At 33.0% G+C, this 18,412-nt stretch carries 12 protein-coding genes; 10 read left to right on the top strand and 2 right to left on the bottom strand.

Translation table 11 applies throughout. From position 1 onward, the window contains the following. The 4 genes from NTX22_05755 (at window position 1) to NTX22_05740 (ending at window position 6,292) form a co-directional block, all read left to right on the top strand. Window positions 1–1,965 (top strand): hypothetical protein, encoded by a 1,965-nt coding sequence (locus tag NTX22_05755; GenBank protein ID MCX6150010.1) that lies wholly within the window; start codon window positions 1–3, stop codon window positions 1,963–1,965. After that, window positions 1,928–3,955, top strand: a complete 2,028-nt coding sequence (locus NTX22_05750; protein MCX6150009.1) for a tetratricopeptide repeat protein — start codon at window positions 1,928–1,930, stop codon at window positions 3,953–3,955. The genes NTX22_05755 and NTX22_05750 overlap by 38 nt, the downstream gene beginning before the upstream one ends. Before the next feature lie 15 nt (window positions 3,956–3,970). Further along, window positions 3,971–5,692 carry a hypothetical protein gene (locus NTX22_05745; protein ID MCX6150008.1) on the top strand — a complete coding sequence of 574 codons (1,722 nt, stop codon included), beginning with the start codon at window positions 3,971–3,973 and terminating at the stop codon, window positions 5,690–5,692. A gap of 321 nt (window positions 5,693–6,013) precedes the next feature. Then, entirely contained in the window at window positions 6,014–6,292 is a 279-nt protein-coding gene (locus NTX22_05740; GenBank protein MCX6150007.1) for an RNA-binding protein, read from the top strand. Window positions 6,293–6,377: 85 nt separating this feature from the next. Here the strand turns inward: NTX22_05740 and NTX22_05735 are convergent, their stop codons facing one another. Continuing rightward, window positions 6,378–7,232 (bottom strand): T9SS type A sorting domain-containing protein, encoded by an 855-nt coding sequence (locus NTX22_05735; protein ID MCX6150006.1) that lies wholly within the window; start codon window positions 7,230–7,232, stop codon window positions 6,378–6,380. A gap of 618 nt (window positions 7,233–7,850) precedes the next feature. On the opposite strand from NTX22_05735, the gene NTX22_05730 reads away from it, so the two are divergent. Continuing rightward, complete coding sequence (locus tag NTX22_05730) at window positions 7,851–8,132, top strand: RNA-binding protein (protein ID MCX6150005.1); 282 nt, start codon at window positions 7,851–7,853, stop codon at window positions 8,130–8,132. Between the two features lie 83 nt (window positions 8,133–8,215). Here NTX22_05730 and NTX22_05725 read toward each other — a convergent pair whose 3' ends face one another. Next, window positions 8,216–10,966: a hypothetical protein gene (locus NTX22_05725; GenBank protein ID MCX6150004.1), complete on the bottom strand. Its 2,751-nt coding sequence runs from the start codon at window positions 10,964–10,966 to the stop codon at window positions 8,216–8,218. A gap of 212 nt (window positions 10,967–11,178) precedes the next feature. Here NTX22_05725 and NTX22_05720 point away from each other — a divergent pair, with 212 nt between their 5' ends. The 5 genes from NTX22_05720 (at window position 11,179) to NTX22_05700 (ending at window position 18,245) form a co-directional block, all read left to right on the top strand. Further along, window positions 11,179–12,819: an NAD+ synthase gene (locus tag NTX22_05720; protein ID MCX6150003.1), complete on the top strand. Its 1,641-nt coding sequence runs from the start codon at window positions 11,179–11,181 to the stop codon at window positions 12,817–12,819. After that, a complete protein-coding gene (locus NTX22_05715; GenBank protein MCX6150002.1) occupies window positions 12,816–14,645 on the top strand; it encodes a thioredoxin domain-containing protein in 1,830 nt (609 codons plus the stop codon). The genes NTX22_05720 and NTX22_05715 overlap by 4 nt, the downstream gene beginning before the upstream one ends. Before the next feature lie 116 nt (window positions 14,646–14,761). Continuing rightward, complete coding sequence (locus NTX22_05710) at window positions 14,762–16,609, top strand: 2-oxoacid:acceptor oxidoreductase subunit alpha (protein ID MCX6150001.1); 1,848 nt, start codon at window positions 14,762–14,764, stop codon at window positions 16,607–16,609. Next, complete coding sequence (locus tag NTX22_05705) at window positions 16,599–17,633, top strand: 2-oxoacid:ferredoxin oxidoreductase subunit beta (GenBank protein ID MCX6150000.1); 1,035 nt, start codon at window positions 16,599–16,601, stop codon at window positions 17,631–17,633. Before NTX22_05710 ends, NTX22_05705 begins: the two co-directional genes overlap by 11 nt. Window positions 17,634–17,705: 72 nt before the next feature. After that, window positions 17,706–18,245 carry a hypothetical protein gene (locus NTX22_05700; protein MCX6149999.1) on the top strand — a complete coding sequence of 180 codons (540 nt, stop codon included), beginning with the start codon at window positions 17,706–17,708 and terminating at the stop codon, window positions 18,243–18,245. Window positions 18,246–18,412: the final 167 nt, after the last annotated feature.

Genomic DNA, 18,412 nt, shown 5'->3' with positions numbered 1-18,412 from the left:
ATGAAAAAAGTATTAATGGTGATTATACTTTTAATTGCAGTTGTATTAAATGCACAACAGAAAGAGAATTTCTTCGTAATGACAAAAGGGGATTCTGTTGGCATTTTCCTGCTTGAGCCTCCAAAAACACAGGAAGGATTTCTTGTTTACAGAAGTGGTCCATTGCCATCAGAAAGTGAATTTAAGCTAATAAGTAAAGAACCGGTTAAAGCTGTTATTGATCCTTCTGAAGCAAGAATGATAGTTGGAGATGACTGGGATGTCCTGGAAAAAGCAACTAAAACAAGCGATGCCTTTGAAATTTTAAGAAAATTAAGATCAAGTGATTTGTATGGAGGATTACTTTCATTTTTAAATCTCTCTGTTGCAAAAGTTACAGGTAGATGGTTTTTGGATACTACTGCTCAGAAAGGAAAGGAATATGATTATAAAATAACAGTTGTAGATTCAAGAGGAAAAGAAAAACAATCTTACAATAAAAAGATTTTGTTGAAGGAAGTATTTCCGGCAGCACCATTAAAGATAAAAGTTGAGGTTGGAGATGAGAAGATAAAACTGAATTGGGAATATCCAAAGTGGTCTGGAAATTATGATGACATTGCAGTTCAGTTTTCTGTTTATAGAAAATCCGGAGATGGCAGATTTGAAAAAGTTAATAAGAAATTAATATTACGTGATGATTATAATCCACCAGTGTTTGAAGATCTGTTCATTGAGAATGGTCTCGCCTATCAGTATTTCATCACTGCTGTTGATCCGATGGGTAGAGAGAGTAAACACTCGGAAATTGTAAAGGCTATACCTAAGGATAATGTGCCACCATCAATTCCACAAAGTCTTGTAACTGAAACAGGCGATAAAAAAATTAACCTGAATTGGGCTATGAGTCAGGAACTTGATGGGGCTGGTTATAATATTTATCGTTCATTTGGATTAGATAAACCGTTATTAAAATTGAATAAGAAAATAATTCCATTAGAATATCCTTTCTATACGGATTCAACTGTTAAAAATGGAATTCAATATTTTTATTCGGTTTCTTCTTTAGATAAGAATGGTAATGAAAGTGAGCGTTGTAATTCCGTTGCAGTTATAGCTACTGATATTACAAAACCTGATCCTCCAAGTAATGTTACATATAAACTAGAAAAAAGAAATCTTGTATTAAAATGGAAACCTTCTAAAGCGAATGATCTTGCCGGCTATTATATTTATCGTGGTGAGAGTATGGAAATACAACCAAGGATTACACATGAGCCTATAAAAACTTTTTCCTATGACGATAAAGGTTATAAAGGTAAAGGATTACTGCCGGGGAAAAAATTTTATTTCAGCATATCCGCTGTTGATAGTATGAATAATGAAAGCGAAAAAGTAAGCATAATTATTACGGTTCCTGATGATGAACCACCATTACCGCCATCAAGTATTACCGCAGAAAATGCAGAAGGAAAATATGTATTAGTTTCATGTGGTAAAAGTATTTCAATGGATGCAACCAGTTATTGTATCTACCGGAATCAAGTTGGGCAAAAACCAATTAAGATAAAAGTTTTAGACTCTGCTCCTTTCCAGTATGTGGATACTGCTGTAGTTAAAGGAAAATCATATATATACTTTGCTACAGCATTGGATACTGTAAAAAATGAAAGTGAATTTACAAGAGGAGATACTGTCATTGTGCGGGATAATAATCCACCACCGCCAATAAGTTACATTAAAGCCTCGGTTAATTCTAAAGGCGTTAAAATTGAGTGGGAAAAAGCTTTTGATTTTGATTTGGCGGGATATAATATTTACAGAAGTTCCGTTCCAACAGGTATATATGAAAAATTAAATTCTAAACTTATTACAGAATTCTATTTTGAGGACATCAGCGGAACAACAACATATTATTATAAAGTTGTTACGGTAGATACATCTGGAAATGAAAGCATTACGGATTTATATGCACAGGCTGAATAAAATATTTTTGATTTTATTATTATTTCCTGTCTTATGTTTTGCACAGGTCGATCTAAAAAATGCCATCGAATTATACAATTCTGGAAAGTATGAACAGGCAGCAGAAATTTTTAGAGGCATATTTGATTCCAATTCCCAACCGTTGGGTGTATATCAATATCTGGCAGATTGTTATAATCACCTTAAACAACATGATAAAGCAATAGAAATTTTGGAAAAAGCTGACAAGATTTATCCGCAGAATGAAGAAGTTATTTTTTCTCTTGGTAAACTTTATGCCTCCCAAAATAATTATAATGAAGCAGAAAAGTTATTAAAGAAGGTGATTGAATTAAATCCGAAAAATGATGAAGCAAAAAAAGTTCTTGGAGCCGTCTTTTATAATAAAGGTGTTTTACTCTATCAACAAAAAAATTTGTTAGAAGCTGCTTCTTTTTTTAGAAGATCGGTTGAACTTGATCCTTTAAATGAAAATGCCCAGCTTAATTTGGCAGGAGTTTTATTCGAGCAGAAACAATTTGAAAAAGCAAAAGAACAGGTTGAAAAAGCAAGAAAAATTTTTCCAAATAATCTTAATCTTAAGAAAGCTTATGCGCAGTTACTGTTAGGGTTGAAAGAGTATAATGCTGCCAGTATACTCTTGCAAGATATTGTTAAAAGCGAGCCTAACAACTTTGAAGCATCATTGTTGTTAGCAAACGCATATCAATATCAGAATGAAAAAGAAAAAGTTGTTAGTTTATATGAAAACTTGATCAGGGATTTTCCGAATGAAAAGAAAACTTATTTTATTTACGCTAATTACTTAAAGGCGATTGATCGGGTTGAAAAAGTAAAAGATGTTTTTGAAAAATTAATTCTGTTTAATAAAAATAATCTGAAAGTGATGATGGAAATAGCTGATGCTTATATTCTGGACGATAAATACACAGAAGCCCAATCTTTATATCAAAGGATTATTGAATTGAACCCAAATAGTATTGAAGCCAGAATTTCATCAGCAAAATGCTTTTTAGAGACAAAGGAAAAAACTTTAGCGAAAAAAAATCTTGATGAAGTTTTGGAGATCGACAGGCAAAATTATTCCGCTTATAAAATTCTTTTTAAATTATATATGGAAGATTCTCTTTTTGTTGACGCATTAAATCTTAATAGACTTTTTCTAAATTATTATCCGAATGATTATTACCCAAAATACCAAATTGGAATAATATATAAATCACTTAACAACATTGATTCCGCCTTTAGATATTTCAAGTGGGCATATGAGCAAGAATCACTTAATCCATTTGTATTATATCAGGTAGCGTCTTGCTATAATATCAAATGCGAAATGCAATCTGCACTGGAATATTATAAATTATCTCTCAAATACAATATTATAAAATTAGATGAAGAACAAAAGAATCTTTCTGCTTCGCTCAGTGAAAATAAATCACTGGAAAATATTGATATGAGGAGAGACTATGCATCTAAAAAAGAAGATTTGAAAATATTGGAAGAAAATATTCTAAGTAGTTTAATTTTTATAAAACAAAATCTTGAACAAAAGGAATATGGAATTTTATTAGATAATTACATCACAGAATATCCCACCAGCTTATTTTTATTAATTAATCGTGCTGAATTAAACTGCGCCTTAGGAAATTTGTTAACTGCAAAAGCTGATTATGAAAAGGCAATAAAAATAAATCCAAAAGTAAAAAAGGCTCACTTTGGATTAGCAAAAATCTTTGAACAGCAAAATGATTTTTACAATTCTCTACTTTCATACAAACGGATAATATATGCTGATGAAGTAGATAATGAAGCCTATTCGGGATTAATAACTAATGCTATTAAATTAAATAAATTGAATGATGTTTGCGATGAATTAATAATTTTATATAAATCTCAGCCCGAAAATAAAATACTTAAAGAAAGATTAATAGAAGTTCTTCATAAAAGCGGAAGATTAGAAGAAGCAAAAGAAATCATTAACCAGAAATGATTTACGAGGGTAGCTATGAAAATTAAACTATTTGTATTAGGAATTTTATTTCTAGTACCTTTTATTTTTACTCTTGCACAAGAACCACGCGACTCAATAAAAACTGAAATCCAGAAAGAAGGATTAGAAAAATTAATTTCGCCTACAATTGTTAAACTTTCTGGAGAAGCTGGATTATATGGTGAACTATACTCAATTTCGGGTAGGGAGCGAAGAAGACCAGGATCATCCGGCAGAATTTTCTTTAGACCTACACTTACTCTTTTTGAAAATTTCAGCATCGATTTCGATATAATGCTTTCTACAGAAGGAAATTCTGCACGTCAGCAGATAAATCAAATTGCTATTCATCCGGAATGGGGCTGGGGGAAAGCGCACATTGGAGATTTTAATCACGAATTTTCACCACTGATTTTAAATGGAGTTACAATTCGTGGTGGTGGGCTAGAGTTGTACTCAAATCTTTTTAGATTTCAAATAGTTGGAGGGCAAACTCAGCGTGCAATTCAAGCCGGACCATATTCTTCTGCATACTCACGGTACCTGGGTGGATTAAAAATTGGAATTGGAAAAGCTGAATCGTCATTTTTTGATTTGAATGTAATTCGAGTAAGAGACAATACTGCATCTTTACCAAAGGATCTTTTTATAAAGGATTCAACTGCCAGCAAATCAGGTTCTCAATTTGGTGTAACACCGCAGGAAAATTTGGTTGTTGGTGCCAATACGGATATTAAATTCCTTGATAATATGTTCAGGTTTGTGGGAGAAGTGGCTGGTTCTGTTTTTACAAGAGATATGAACAGCACTACTTACAATAAGGAAGATATTGCAGAAGCAGATATGCCAACCTTTATTGATGATATTTATAAAATTAGGTTGTCGTCAAATGCGGATTTTGCTTATAGTGCTGAATTAATTTTCAATCATAATATTGTTAACTCCAAAATTGGGTATTCATTAATTAACCCGGGTTATACTTCGCTTGGACTTGGTTCTTTAATAAATGATAGAAGAAATATTTATTTTTCAACGGGTATTCGCTTGTTCGAAAACAAATTCAATATACAAGGTAACTTTCAATTTCAAAATGATAATCTCTTAAAACAAAAACTTTATACGCTATCCCGTGCGATGTACAGCATTTCTGCCAATGTCCGTCCAATAAAGGAAATTACATTTGTGGTTAGCACGATGCGAAACAATATGTCTAATGATGCTTCAAGCGATACGCTAAAAGTAAACAACATAAATTCCACTTATTCATTTAACCTGATGACTCAACTGCAATTGCTTCAAATGAATCATTCCATATCAGCAAGTTATTCAACTCAGTTTGCAGAAGATTTGAATATTTTAAGAAAGGGGAGTGAAGTTAAGGCAGATAATTTAACTTTTTCTTTAACAACTATGCTCGGTATGAGCTGGTCTGTAACACCAAGTGTTTCAATTAATGTTGTTGATATTCAAAACAGAAGTAAAAATACGACTTCATCTTATAACTTAAGAATTAATAACAGGATGTTAAATTCAAAATTATCTAACTCCTTAACATTGGGTTATTCTGATGCTACCACAACAAAATCTGCAATAATTACATTGCAATCCGGATTATCAATTACCAATGCTGATATGATAACATTTGTAATACGTTCGTCATTTTATTCCATCACAACCGGAAATACTTCCGATTACCAGGAACACAAAGCAAATTTCGGTTTTACACATAGATTCTAAATTGCGATTGCGTTGAAATTATTTAATGGAAAGTTATTTTAGTTTGCTTTCAACTTGTACTAATCAAAAACTTCTATACACTAAATTATTATTTTCTTGTTATTCTAACTTATTAAGTGTAGTTTGATAGCAGTTATTTGATCTAACATAATTTAAAGTTATTCAATTAACTAAATGTCTTTGCTCTAGTACATCGAATTTTGATTTACTCCAATAAAACTTGATTCATTTCCTTTTCTTATTGAAGTCCTTCTCTACAAAGTCCCATTTACTTCAGCCAAAACAAACTAATTTTTATCAAATTTTATTAAGGAGTTCTAAATGAATATTTTCATAGGCAATCTATCAAAAGAAACAACATCCCAGGAATTGGAAGATAAATTCTCTCAATACGGGAATATTGACAGTTGCAAAATTATTAAAGATATGCAAAGTGGCGAATCTAAAGGTTTTGGCTTTGTTGAAATGTCTGATAATTCCAAAGCTGTTGCAGCTATTAACGAATTAAACAACGTTGAACTTAACGGAAGAAAGCTTACCGTTAACGAAGCACGTCCGAAAAATAATGATAGAAGCAGATCCAACTCAACACGTTGGTAATTCTTTTAAAGGGGACTTTCTAAAAAAAAGTCCCCTTTCTTATTTTAAATACTAAAATTGTTTGCAAATAGTAAGCTCTCTGCAATTATTTTAATAAAATCATCTTCCTGGTTTCTACAAAATTACCTGCTTTAAGTTTATAGAAGTAAATTCCACTAAGTAAACCTTGTGGAGCAAATTCTATTTCATAATCACCGGCTAACTTTTCTTCATTAACCAATGTAGCAACTTCTTTCCCAAGCATATCGTACACTTTTAAAGATACAAATCCAGTTGCTGGAATTTCATAATTTATTTTTGTTGAAGGATTAAATGGATTTGGATAATTCTGCTTTAGCTGAAATACTGCTGGTATATTTTCACTTTCAACTGAAGTTGCGTTTCCATAAACTAAATCATCAACTATAAAAGTAGAACCGGCATGTGGAAAAAATGTTGTTGTATTTAGAATCTGGATAGTTATAAAAGCTGTATCAGGTATTTCGCCCGGATTTATCCAGGTAGTATTTGCTACAAACTCAGAATAAGTTGTAGTATTTACATTTCCTAAAAACTGCCCGCCACCAATTCCATTTCCATTTTTTGTATACACAGTTGTAATTAATAATATATCCCCTCCAACTCCTGTAAACTGATACCATCCATGTAAAGCTGCAGGATTTGTACTTATGGGAAATCCACCCCCATCAGTTCCTGCTGAAAGTACAACCGGAACTCCAAACCCTTGCACATCAATTATAGATCCTTGTGCAGATGATGCTCCTCCATGAGATTGGTTTGATTGAGTTATTGGGAAGTAAGAGGGAGCCGCGTTATTTGTAGACCAACCTTCCGGATTACCATTAAGCCAGGACTCAAATCCTGCATTAGGAATTTGAGAATAGTTCCTAATTGAAAAGAGTATTATACCAAAAAGTAAAAGTATAAATTGGCGCTTCATTTTTATCTCCTTATAAAAGAATTTACTAAACTATTTAGTGTTATTAATTTTGATCATTAAGATTAAAATAATGGTTTTACAAAATTTCTATTGATGATATTAGCCAAAAGAGAATAATCTTTATAAGTAAACACTTTTCAACAGAAATTTAGAGATGACCTTCTCTATTTATTTTATACAATTAAATTGATATAAGCAAGCACAGTTAAAAAAGATGTAGCGGTTCCCCCGTCTTGGATAAAAATAATTACTAGGAAGAAATGCAATTAATTCATCTTACGTGTAAAATATTTTCTTTGCAGCACCACGTAGCATGGTTAATCAATCTAAAAATGAATTATGGCAATCCTAAAGAGTTATTACATAACTTATATTTATTATCCTCTTGTTATTCTAAATTTTAAGGTATAGATTGAAGATGGTCATTTACTTCTCGCGATTTCGTTAGTGTAATTGATCATAAATTCTGACACTAGTATTTTGAATTTTGCATCCTGCATAACTCCAATAAAATTTGATTCTTTTCGTTTCCTTATTGAAGTTCACATCTACAAAGCTCCCTTTACTTTTACAGAAACAATTTTTCAATTTATTAAATTTTATTTAGGAGTTTTTATTATGAACATATTTATTGGTAATCTATCCAGAGAAACAACTTCTCAGGAACTTGAAGACAAGTTTACACCATTTGGTAACGTTGATACTTGCAAAATAATTAAAGATATGCAAAGCGGCGCATCCAAAGGTTTTGGATTTGTTGAAATGGCTGATTCTTCAAAAGCCAGTAATGCTATCCACCAGTTAAATAATGTTGAGCTTAACGGTAGGAAACTTACTGTTAATGAAGCTCGTCCGAAAAACACAACCAGAAGCTTTTCAGGTTCAAGTAGCCGTTATTAAAATTCTTTTACAGGGACTTTCTTAATAAGAAAGTCCCTTTTAATTTATATGTTTCCAATCTTCTAACTAAAATCCAGTTCAGTTTATTTTCTTCCTTTTTTCTTTTCGTGTACTAATGGCTGAGTATATTTCTTATATAAATCAAACAGATATTCTAACCGTTGCAGCTCTGAGGTAAATTTTTCTTTCCTGTAACAGTTATCCACTGCATCATCTATTTCTTTGTGGGCATCTACCAAATCTTTTGGCATTGCAACTGGATCATATAAATCCGCAAGCGAAGAACCTTTTGCGAAATATTTTTCCCGCACTGAAAGCATTTGGCTTACAGCTTTTTCAACTCTTTCGTTTTGCTTGTCGGTTGGGTTTTCTGGCCAGGGGAAATTGTTGTAAACAATTGTATTTGAATATTGAAACCTGCTTTCAAGTCTGCCACATGTATATTTCATCCAGGCTGTGTGCATCATTGAAGATAAAACACCGAAATGGAAGTAATTTGAGTTAGGTAAAATTAAACAACTTCCACTTGCAATTATACTTGGTGGATAAATTCCTAACGGAATATATTTCCTAAACTCCGAAGATACTTTTGGAATTAGAACATAATTTGTCTTCGGTTGTCGAATCTCTCCAAACATATAAGGATAGTTAGCAAGTTTTTTTGTTGCTGCCCTATTGCTTGATAATCTATATTCTTTAACTGCCTTTATAATTTTAGAAATAAATGGATAATTTCTAATCTCTGAAGGTTGAATATCTTCTAACCATAAACACCATCGCAAGATATTATTTAAGAACTCCAATCCACCAGTAAATTGACGAAAGAATTTGGCAGCCTCCGGTTCACTTTTTAGAAATTCCTCCTTTTCATCATTACTAAAAATGAAATGTCCATCATCAATTGCCATACTTCCATAATTTAAAACTGGCACATTACAAATCGGATTATTTCTTTTAGAAACAACAAAATCACTTCCTTCGACTAAATATGGATTAATATTTTTAACTCTTATTTCCTGGGCATCAGATCTCGGAGTATCATAATCATAAATGAGTTTATAATTATTGTCATAATTAGCAAATCCAATTATTACAACATGAACTTGGGCATTACCCTTTGCTTCATTATTCCATTTAAAAGTTCTGTGAGCAAAATGAATTTTTATTTTATAATTGCTAAATAGTTCTTTCCACAATATGGATACTTGTTCACCCTGACTTATTGAATTTGTAGACACGAAAGCAACTTTGATATTTGTGTTTTGAATATATCTTGCTGCTTTTACATACCACGAAGTCACATAATCTAAGATACCTGCACTCTGCACATTAGAAAAAATTAAATCCATATCAATTTTCTGGTTTTCATTTTGTTCCTTCTTTCCTACAAACGGAGGATTGCCAAGAATATAACTCAACTCAGTTTTAGGAATAATATCTTCCCACATTAATCTTAGTGCATTTCCATGTATTATATGTGGAGATTTCTTTAACGGTAGGCGAACGAAATACTGACCAAACTCTTCAGATAATTTCATATTGCATTGATGATCGATCAGCCAAATAGCAACTTCTGCAATACGTGCAGGAAATTCTTCGAATTCAATACCATACATAGCATCAACATCAATTTTAGAAAGCACCTGAACATTAAGTTCTAATTGCGAAACAGCCTTTGGTTTGTGAATTCTTTTTAGAATTTCTATTTCAAGTAATCTTATTTCCCTGTAAGTAATAATTAAAAAGTTTCCGCAGCCGCAAGCGGGATCAAGAAACTTTAGTTTAGAAATTTTTTCATGGAATTGTTCAAGCTTTTTAATGCTGCCTTTACATTCTTCAAATTCCTTATGCAGTTCGTCAAGAAATAACCCTTTAACAACTTTAAGAATATTTTTTTCTGATGTATAATGAGCACCAAGGTTACGGCGCTTCTCTTTATCCATTACAGATTGAAACATTGAGCCAAAAATTGCGGGGGAGATTTTGCTCCAATCAAAAGAAGCACATTCAAGTAATGCTTTCCGCATTTTGCTATCGAATGACGGAACAGGAAAAAATTCTTCAAACAGTTTCCCATTCACATAAGGGAATGCAGCAAGGTCTTCATCTAAATTTTTCTGACGGAATTTGTAATCTTTATTTAAAGTATCGAATATGGAACCGAGATGCATTCCGAGATCAGAACCATCAATTTTTGTTTTATTCTCCAAGTAAAAATGAAAACTATCCTTTGTAAATATTCCAGTATCATCTGCAAAAAGGCAGAATAAAAGTCTTACTAAAAATACTTCTAACTGGTGACCAGAATAACCGTTTTCTAATAAAGCATCATGAAGCTTCCCCATTTTTTCAGCAGCCAGGATATTAACAGGATCTTCATCCTTGTAAACTTTCTTTTGATAACCGAGTATAAACCCGAACTTATGAATATTCTTTGGCAAATCTTTTAGATTAAATTCGTGGTACGTATTCTCATCAATATCGTAAAGCCGGAAGCGGGAAAAATCAGAAACAATAACATATTTAGGAAGCTCCTCTTCCTTAATCCCGCCAAAATAAGCAAGCGCCTGGCTGTATGCTTTATCAAGGCTTTTTCCTTTGGATTTGTGTTCAACAATCAGGTTGCTTTTCCAAAACAAATCAATAAAACCGTATTCTTTATTTAGTTGTTTTACTGGTTCTTCAAAGCTGGCAATTCTTCTGCGGGTAATTCCAAATATATTAAAGAAAGAATCCCAAAAGGTTTTTGCTTCAGCATGTTCTCGTGTTTCGTTTTCCCATTCCTTAACGAAATCAATTGCACGTTTTCTTATTTCATTCCAGGTTAAAACCATTTAATGCCAGGTAGTTAATGTGATATGCTTTTAAAAATCAATTTATCTTAAAAATTTTCAAATGAAGTTATAGAAAAATCTGGTTGAAATAAAGCATTTCACCAAAATACTTTTAATTTGTTTTGCACTTTGAATATCTCTTCAACTTCAATATTCTCGTTGTATAAGCATGCCTTCTTTCATATTTTTACCTAAAACAAAAATATAAGTTTATGAAGATAGCAGTCTGTCAATTAAATTCGCTGATAGGCGATATTGAAGGGAACAAGGAAAAAATATTAAAATCATATTTAAAAGGAATCGATGACAAAGTTGATTTAGTTATCTGTCCCGAGCTTGCTTTACCAGGTTATCCTCCACAGGATTTAGTTGAAAAGCAGGAATTCCGGGATAAGATAAAATCCGCAACAGAAGAAATTGCTGCGCAGACAACTGACATTGGATTGATATTCGGAACAATAACAGAAAATTTGGATGATGTTGGAACGGATGTATTTAACTCGGCAGTTTTTTGTTACAATGGTAAAGTTCAGTTCATCCAAAATAAAACACTTATTCCTAACTACGATGTTTTTGATGAAGTAAGATATTTTGAATCTGCAAAGGTAGTTGCAGTTCACCAATTTAAAGATGAGAAACTGGGAATTTCAATCTGCGAAGACATCTGGAATGATGTTGATTACTGGAAAAAGAGAAGGTATATGAACGATCCTGTTGATAAACAGGTAAAGCTTGGTGCAACTATTCTTATAAACATATCAGCTTCACCATATGCTTATGGAAAAAGGGAGCAGCGGAAAGAAATGCTTGCGGTTCTTACCAAAGCTGATAATCTTCCACTGGCTTATGTTTGTTGTGCAGGTGCGCAAACCGAGTTGATATTTGATGGTGCAAGCATGTGCTTTGATACCGATGGAAATTTATGTCAATTAGGAAAAATTTTTTCAGAAGATTACTTCATTTTTGATACTAACAAAAAGTACAATCCGATTTTAGAAGTTGAAGGAATATTTGAAAAAGAAGTTTTGGATGCTTTAATTTTTGGTGTAAGAGAATATTGTTCTAAGACTGGTTTCAAAAAAACTCTTGTAGGCTTAAGCGGAGGAATTGATTCTGCTCTCGTTACATATATTGCTGTTCAGGCATTAGGTAAAGAAAAAGTTGATGTTGTAATGATGCCTTCAGAATTTTCCAGCGAAGGAAGTGTGAATGATTCAAAGAAACTTATTAAAAAATTAGGCATCTCATCTAAAACAATTTCTATACAGCCAGTGTTTGAAAATATAAAAGAAGTTTTGAAACCGATTTTCCAAAATGTTGCCGAAGATATTGCTGAAGAAAATATCCAACCAAGAATTCGTGGAATTTATTTAATGGCTCTTGCTAATAAATTTGCTTATCTCTTGTTAACAACCGGTAATAAATCCGAATTTGCAACAGGTTATGCAACATTGTATGGTGATATGAGCGGTGCAATTGCAGTTATTGCAGACTTATATAAAACTGATGTTTACAGGTTGGCTAATTACATAAACCGAAAAGAAGAAATAATTCCACATGAGATAATTGAAAAGCCACCATCGGCAGAATTGAAACATAACCAGGTTGATCAGGATTCTCTTCCACCATATCCATTACTTGATAAAATTTTAAAAATGTACCTGGAAGAGAACAAAGATTACATGTTTATTGTTAAAGAAGTAGGAAATCCTGAAATTGTAAAAAAAGTTTTAAGAATGGTTGATATGAATGAATTTAAACGAAAACAGGCAGCACCAGTTTTAAGAGTTTCTACAAAAGCATTTGGCTACGGAAGAAGATTTCCTATTGTTCAAGGCTGGAGGAAAAAATGAGGGAAACAATAATCAAATCATCAAACCTAGCCTACCGAAAAGCAGGAGTCAAATGTGTTTTAACGTTGGGAATGATTTACTTTATTTTCTTTAACAGTAATTTATTTCCTCAACCAGATGCATCAAAAGATTTGGTAAAGACAAAAATTACTTTATCTAACGAAAGTGTTGTAGCGGGAAGCGAAGTTAAAGTTTCTGTAACGGTAAGCATGGATGATGGTTGGCATATTAACTCCAACAAACCAAATGAAGATTATTTAATTCCAACTGTGTTAAAGATTGGACAAGCTAATAAAAAAATTGAACTAACTTCAATAATCTATCCAAAAGCAAAAGAATTAAAATTTGATTTTTCTGAAAAACCAGTTTCTGTTTATGAAAGGGATATAACAATAACCGGTTTATTAAAAATTCCAATGGATGCAATTGCTGGAAAATATAAAATTCTGTTTGTTCTCAATTATCAGGCTTGCAACAACAGTACCTGCCTGCCTCCAAATTTTGTACAAGAAAATATTCTATTAAATATTATTGCGGGAAAAGCTGAAGTTACAGAAACCAAAATTGATTCAGGTAAACAAATTCAATCAGCAGGTACATCACCAAAAATAATTGAAGAGCCAAAAGAAAAATCTTTGGAATATGATCTCGCTTCCAATGGTTTATTTTTAAGCTTACTAATTGTTTTCCTTGGTGGACTTGCATTAAACCTTACTCCATGCGTCTATCCGCTCATCCCGATTACCATAGGTTACTTTGGCGGACAAAGTGAAGGCAGCACTGGAAAATTATTTTTACTTGGTGTTCTTTATGTTTTAGGAATGTCTGTTACATATTCTATCATTGGTGTGGTTACAGCCTTAAGTGGTGCTGTATTCGGAACGCTATTGCAAAACACTTTTGTTATTTTTGGTATTGCAGCGGTTCTTGTTGCTCTTTCATTAAGCATGTTTGGTCTTTATGAATTTAAACTTCCAGACTCATTGGTAGCAAAAGCTGGCGGAGCAAAGGGAGGATATTTAGGCTCAATATTTATGGGCTTAACAATGGGAATTGTGGCTGCACCATGTATTGGTCCATTTGTCCTTGGATTGGTGACTTATGTTGGTGCAAAAGGAGATCCCTATTATGGATTTTTAATGTTCTTCTTTTTGGCTCTTGGATTAGGAACTCCATATATATTTTTAGCTCTCTTTTCAGGTAAGATCAAGAACCTTCCCCGTGCTGGTTTTTGGATGGATGCGATAAAACATATTTTTGGATTTATCCTTTTAGGAATGGCTTTATATTTTTTGCAACCGATTCTTCCTAAAAATATTGCTAATTATATTCTTCCCGTTTTTATGATTCTTGCCTCTCTTTATATTTTATTGTTTGATAAATCTGCCAGAAAAGTTAAAGGTTTTAAATATTTTAACTATGCTTTTTCTTTAATTGTGGTTGGAATTGCAATATACCTGCTGATTCCTAAAGAGGAAAAATCTCCGGAATGGAAAATATATTCGGATAATTTTTATCAAACTTCTTTAGCTAAGAACCAGCCAATGATAATTGATTTTTATGCTGATTGGTGCATTCCGTGCAAAGAACTTGATGCAATAACTTTCTCAGATTCCAAAGTTATTGATGAATTTAAACGATTTGATGCTTTTAAAGTTGATATGACTAAATCTTTATCAGATGAAACTGAAAGAATAAGAAAAATGTTTAATGTGATAGGTATGCCGACTGTTTTAGTTATAAACTCAAATGGTAAAGAAGTTGAAAGGATAACAGGATTTATAAAAGCAGAAGAATTTTTAAATAAAATAAAAAGTGTGAACTGAAAATCCGCAATATTGAATTGTCTTAAATTTTGCAATCAACATTGTAGTAATTTGGTTAAGCAGTTAAGACTTTGTATTTTTAATTCAAATTTAATTAACAAATAATTATTAAGGTTATGAATAAAGAAAAAGAAATAAAACTTCTAAGTGAAGTAACGGTGCGGTTTGCTGGTGATTCCGGCGATGGAATGCAGTTAACCGGTACTCAATTTAGTGATACAACTGCTCTCTTTGGAAATGATTTAAGTACACTTCCGGATTATCCTGCAGAAATCCGTGCACCTGCCGGTACATTATATGGTGTCAGCGGTTATCAATTGCATTTCAGCAGTAGTGATATTCATACACCTGGAGACAATCCAGATGTGTTGGTTGCTATGAATCCCGCTGCCCTTAAAATAAATCTTAAGGATCTAAAACCCGATGCTACAATAATTTTAAACACAGATTCTTTTGACGCAAAAAATTTAAAACTTGCCGAATACAAAACTAATCCCTTGGAAGATGATACTCTTAAAGGATTCAATGTTATTGGAGTTCAAATTACCAATCTAACAGTAAAAGCACTTGAAGGTGTTCCGCTTTCCAATAAAGAAATAATGCGTTGTAAAAATTTCTTTGCGCTTGGTATGATGTATTGGCTTTACGACAGATCGATTGATACAACGGTAAATTGGATTAAGGAAAAATTTCAGAACAAACCGAACATTGTTGAAGCAAATACAAGAGCTTTGAAAGCCGGATATTTTTACGGTGATACAACAGAATTATTTACAACTCGATATAATGTAGAACCAGCACAGCTACCGGAAGGTAAATATAGAAACATTTCCGGGAACGAAGCAACTGCATTAGGATTTGTAGCAGCTACGGTTCAAAGTGGATTGCAATTATTTTTAGGCTCATATCCAATTACTCCCGCTTCTGATATCTTACATGAACTAAGTAAGTATAAAAATTTTGGAATAAAAACATTTCAGGCAGAAGATGAGATTGCAGGAATTACTTCAGCAATTGGAGCCGCATTTGCCGGTTCACTTGCTCTTACAACTACAAGCGGTCCTGGTTTATCTCTTAAATCGGAAGCGATTGGATTAGCAGTAATGACTGAACTTCCTCTGGTAATTGTTGATGTTCAACGTGGTGGACCAAGTACTGGTCTTCCTACTAAAACAGAACAGGGGGATTTACTTCAATGTGTTTATGGCAGGAATGGCGAAGCGCCTGTTGCTGTTATTGCTGCTCAATCTCCAAGCGATTGTTTCTATATGGCTATTGAAGCTGCCAGAATTGCAACTAAATTTATGACACCAGTTATACTTCTTACGGATGGTTACCTTGCAAATGGCTCTGAACCTTGGTTAGTACCACATGTAAATGAATTACCCGATTTGAAAGTTTCTTTCAGAACAGAAAAAGAAGGATTTTTCCCTTTCTTAAGAGATGAGAATCTTGCGCGTCCGTGGGCTATCCCCGGTACACCGGGATTAGAACACCGCATAGGTGGTTTGGAAAAATCGAATATTACAGGCAACGTGAATTACGATGCTGAAAATCATGATTTTATGGTTCGCCTGCGAACACAAAAAGTAAAGAACATAGAAAACGATATACCGGAATTAGAAGTTATTCATGAACAGGAAGGGGAGCTTCTTGTATTAGGTTGGGGAAGCACATTCGGAGCAATTACAGAAGCTATCAATCGTGTTAGAAAAAACGGTTCTAAAGTTTCTCATGCTCATTTGAAATATCTCAATCCATTTCCAAAGAATACAGGCAAGGTTTTAAAAAACTTTAAGAAAATTCTAATTCCGGAAATTAACCTTGGTCAGCTTGCAAAAATGATTAGAAGTGATTACCTGATTGATGTAATTCAGTTTAATTTGGTAAGAGGTTTGCCATTTAAAGCTGTTGAGATTGAAGAAAAATTAAATGCACTTTTAGGAGGTAATAATGGAAAATAATATAGATGTTAAAGCAGTAAAACTAACTGCAAAAGATTTTGCAACTGATCAGGATGTAAGATGGTGTCCAGGCTGTGGTGATTATTCCATTCTTGCACAGGCACAAAGAATATTTCCAGACTTAAATATTCCAAAAGAAAAAATTGTTTGGGTTTCCGGTATTGGGTGCTCAAGCCGCTTTCCATATTATATGAATACTTATGGATTTCATAGTATTCATGGTAGAGCCGCAGCAATTGCAACCGGTATTAAATTAGCCCGACCAGATCTTTCTGTTTGGATTGCTACTGGAGATGGTGATTTATTAAGCATTGGTGGAAATCATTTCATCCATACCTGCCGTAAAAATCTTGATTTGAAAATTCTGCTTTTCAATAACAGAATTTATGGATTAACAAAAGGACAGTATTCTCCAACTTCAGAAAAAGGAAAAGTTACAAAAAGTACTCCGTACGGCAGCATTGATTTTCCATTTAATCCAGTTACACTTGCACTTGGCGCAGAGTGTAGTTTTGTTGCACGTTCACTTGATAGAGATCCAAAACATTTGCAAGCAATGCTTAAACGAGCTGCAGATCATAAAGGAACTGCTTTTATAGAGATCTATCAGAACTGCAATATTTTCAATGATGGCGCTTTTGAATTACTGACTGAAAAGGATACCAAGGAAGATAACGTTCTGGTTCTTGAAAATAATAAACCGATGGTGTTTGGAAAAAATAAAGATAAAGGAATTATTATTGATGGAACTACTCCAAAAGTTGTTTCTCTAATCGATGGCAAATATTCCATCAATGATTTGCTTGTACACAATGAATTTGACAAGAGTGTTGTTCTTGCATATTTGCTTGGACAAATGAGTAACAACCCGGAATTTCCTACTCCCATTGGGATTTTTAGACAGATTACTAAACCAACTTATGATGGTGACTTGAACAAACAAATTGAAATGGTTACTGCTAAAAAAGGTAAAGGTGATTTAGAGAAATTATTGTTTAGCGGTAATACATGGGAAGTAAATTAGCGCTTAATTGTAAAATAATTCTTAAATTTCAGGCGAGGTTATTACTTCGCCTTTTTTTTGTTTTAAGGGATAATGAAACAAATGAAAATTTTTTTCGTTTTGGTAACTGTCCTTTCATTGGGATTATTAACTGTGGGTTGTAGTGAATCACCCACATCAACAAATAATCCACCACAACAATTTTTTACTGATGTTACTTTAGCAAAATTAAGTATAGGTGACTTTTGTGGAGGAGGCAAGGTCTTTTTTAAAGGACATAATTATATTTTGGTAGCTGACACCAGCGATCTAGTTCCTCCAAAAAATTGGCAAGATGCCGCTTCGGCTTGTAGACAAAGAGGACTTAATTGGTATTTACCACCTATAGATCAATTAAAACTACTTTGGTTAAAAAAAGATATCGTTGGCGGGTTTGTTGATTCAACTTTTTGGAACCAATTGTATTGGTCTTCATCTCTACCTGATGGACCAGATTCTGTATTTTGGGCTCAAGTTGTTGATTTCAAGAAAGGTCCCAATACTGTACTAACAGTTGCTTTTAAATCTAGTGCATACAATGTTCGTGCAGTTAAAAAAATTTTCATTAATTACAAAATATCATATGATATGTGATAAATAAATAACAATAACATTCCGCGCAGCAAAAATAATTGGTACATTATACCTCTTTAAAACCTACTTACAATAGTGATATGAATAAACAAATTGAAGCACATATCCCAAAAATGTTAAGGTGATTTAGAGAAATTATTGCTTAGCGGTAATACCTGGCAAGTAAA

The organism is Ignavibacteriales bacterium, assembly GCA_026390815.1.
Classification (GTDB): domain Bacteria; phylum Bacteroidota; class Ignavibacteria; order Ignavibacteriales; family SURF-24; genus JAPLFH01.
Note: the sequence above shows the minus strand (reverse complement) of the source record. Positions and strands in the feature narration are given on the sequence as shown.

Bases quoted from the DNA above. Each gene is read 5' to 3' on its own strand.
- NTX22_05750 (MCX6150009.1), top strand. From the start codon at position 1,928: ATGAAAGCATTACGGATTTATATGCACAGGCTGAATAAAATATTTTTG.
- NTX22_05710 (MCX6150001.1), top strand. From the start codon at position 14,762: ATGAATAAAGAAAAAGAAATAAAACTTCTAAGTGAAGTAACGGTGCGG.
- NTX22_05700 (MCX6149999.1), top strand. From the start codon at position 17,706: ATGAAACAAATGAAAATTTTTTTCGTTTTGGTAACTGTCCTTTCATTG.
- NTX22_05740 (MCX6150007.1), top strand. From the start codon at position 6,014: ATGAATATTTTCATAGGCAATCTATCAAAAGAAACAACATCCCAGGAA.
- NTX22_05725 (MCX6150004.1), bottom strand. From the start codon at position 10,966: ATGGTTTTAACCTGGAATGAAATAAGAAAACGTGCAATTGATTTCGTT.
- NTX22_05730 (MCX6150005.1), top strand. From the start codon at position 7,851: ATGAACATATTTATTGGTAATCTATCCAGAGAAACAACTTCTCAGGAA.
- NTX22_05735 (MCX6150006.1), bottom strand. From the start codon at position 7,232: ATGAAGCGCCAATTTATACTTTTACTTTTTGGTATAATACTCTTTTCA.
- NTX22_05720 (MCX6150003.1), top strand. From the start codon at position 11,179: ATGAAGATAGCAGTCTGTCAATTAAATTCGCTGATAGGCGATATTGAA.
- NTX22_05705 (MCX6150000.1), top strand. From the start codon at position 16,599: ATGGAAAATAATATAGATGTTAAAGCAGTAAAACTAACTGCAAAAGAT.
- NTX22_05755 (MCX6150010.1), top strand. From the start codon at position 1: ATGAAAAAAGTATTAATGGTGATTATACTTTTAATTGCAGTTGTATTA.
- NTX22_05745 (MCX6150008.1), top strand. From the start codon at position 3,971: ATGAAAATTAAACTATTTGTATTAGGAATTTTATTTCTAGTACCTTTT.
- NTX22_05715 (MCX6150002.1), top strand. From the start codon at position 12,816: ATGAGGGAAACAATAATCAAATCATCAAACCTAGCCTACCGAAAAGCA.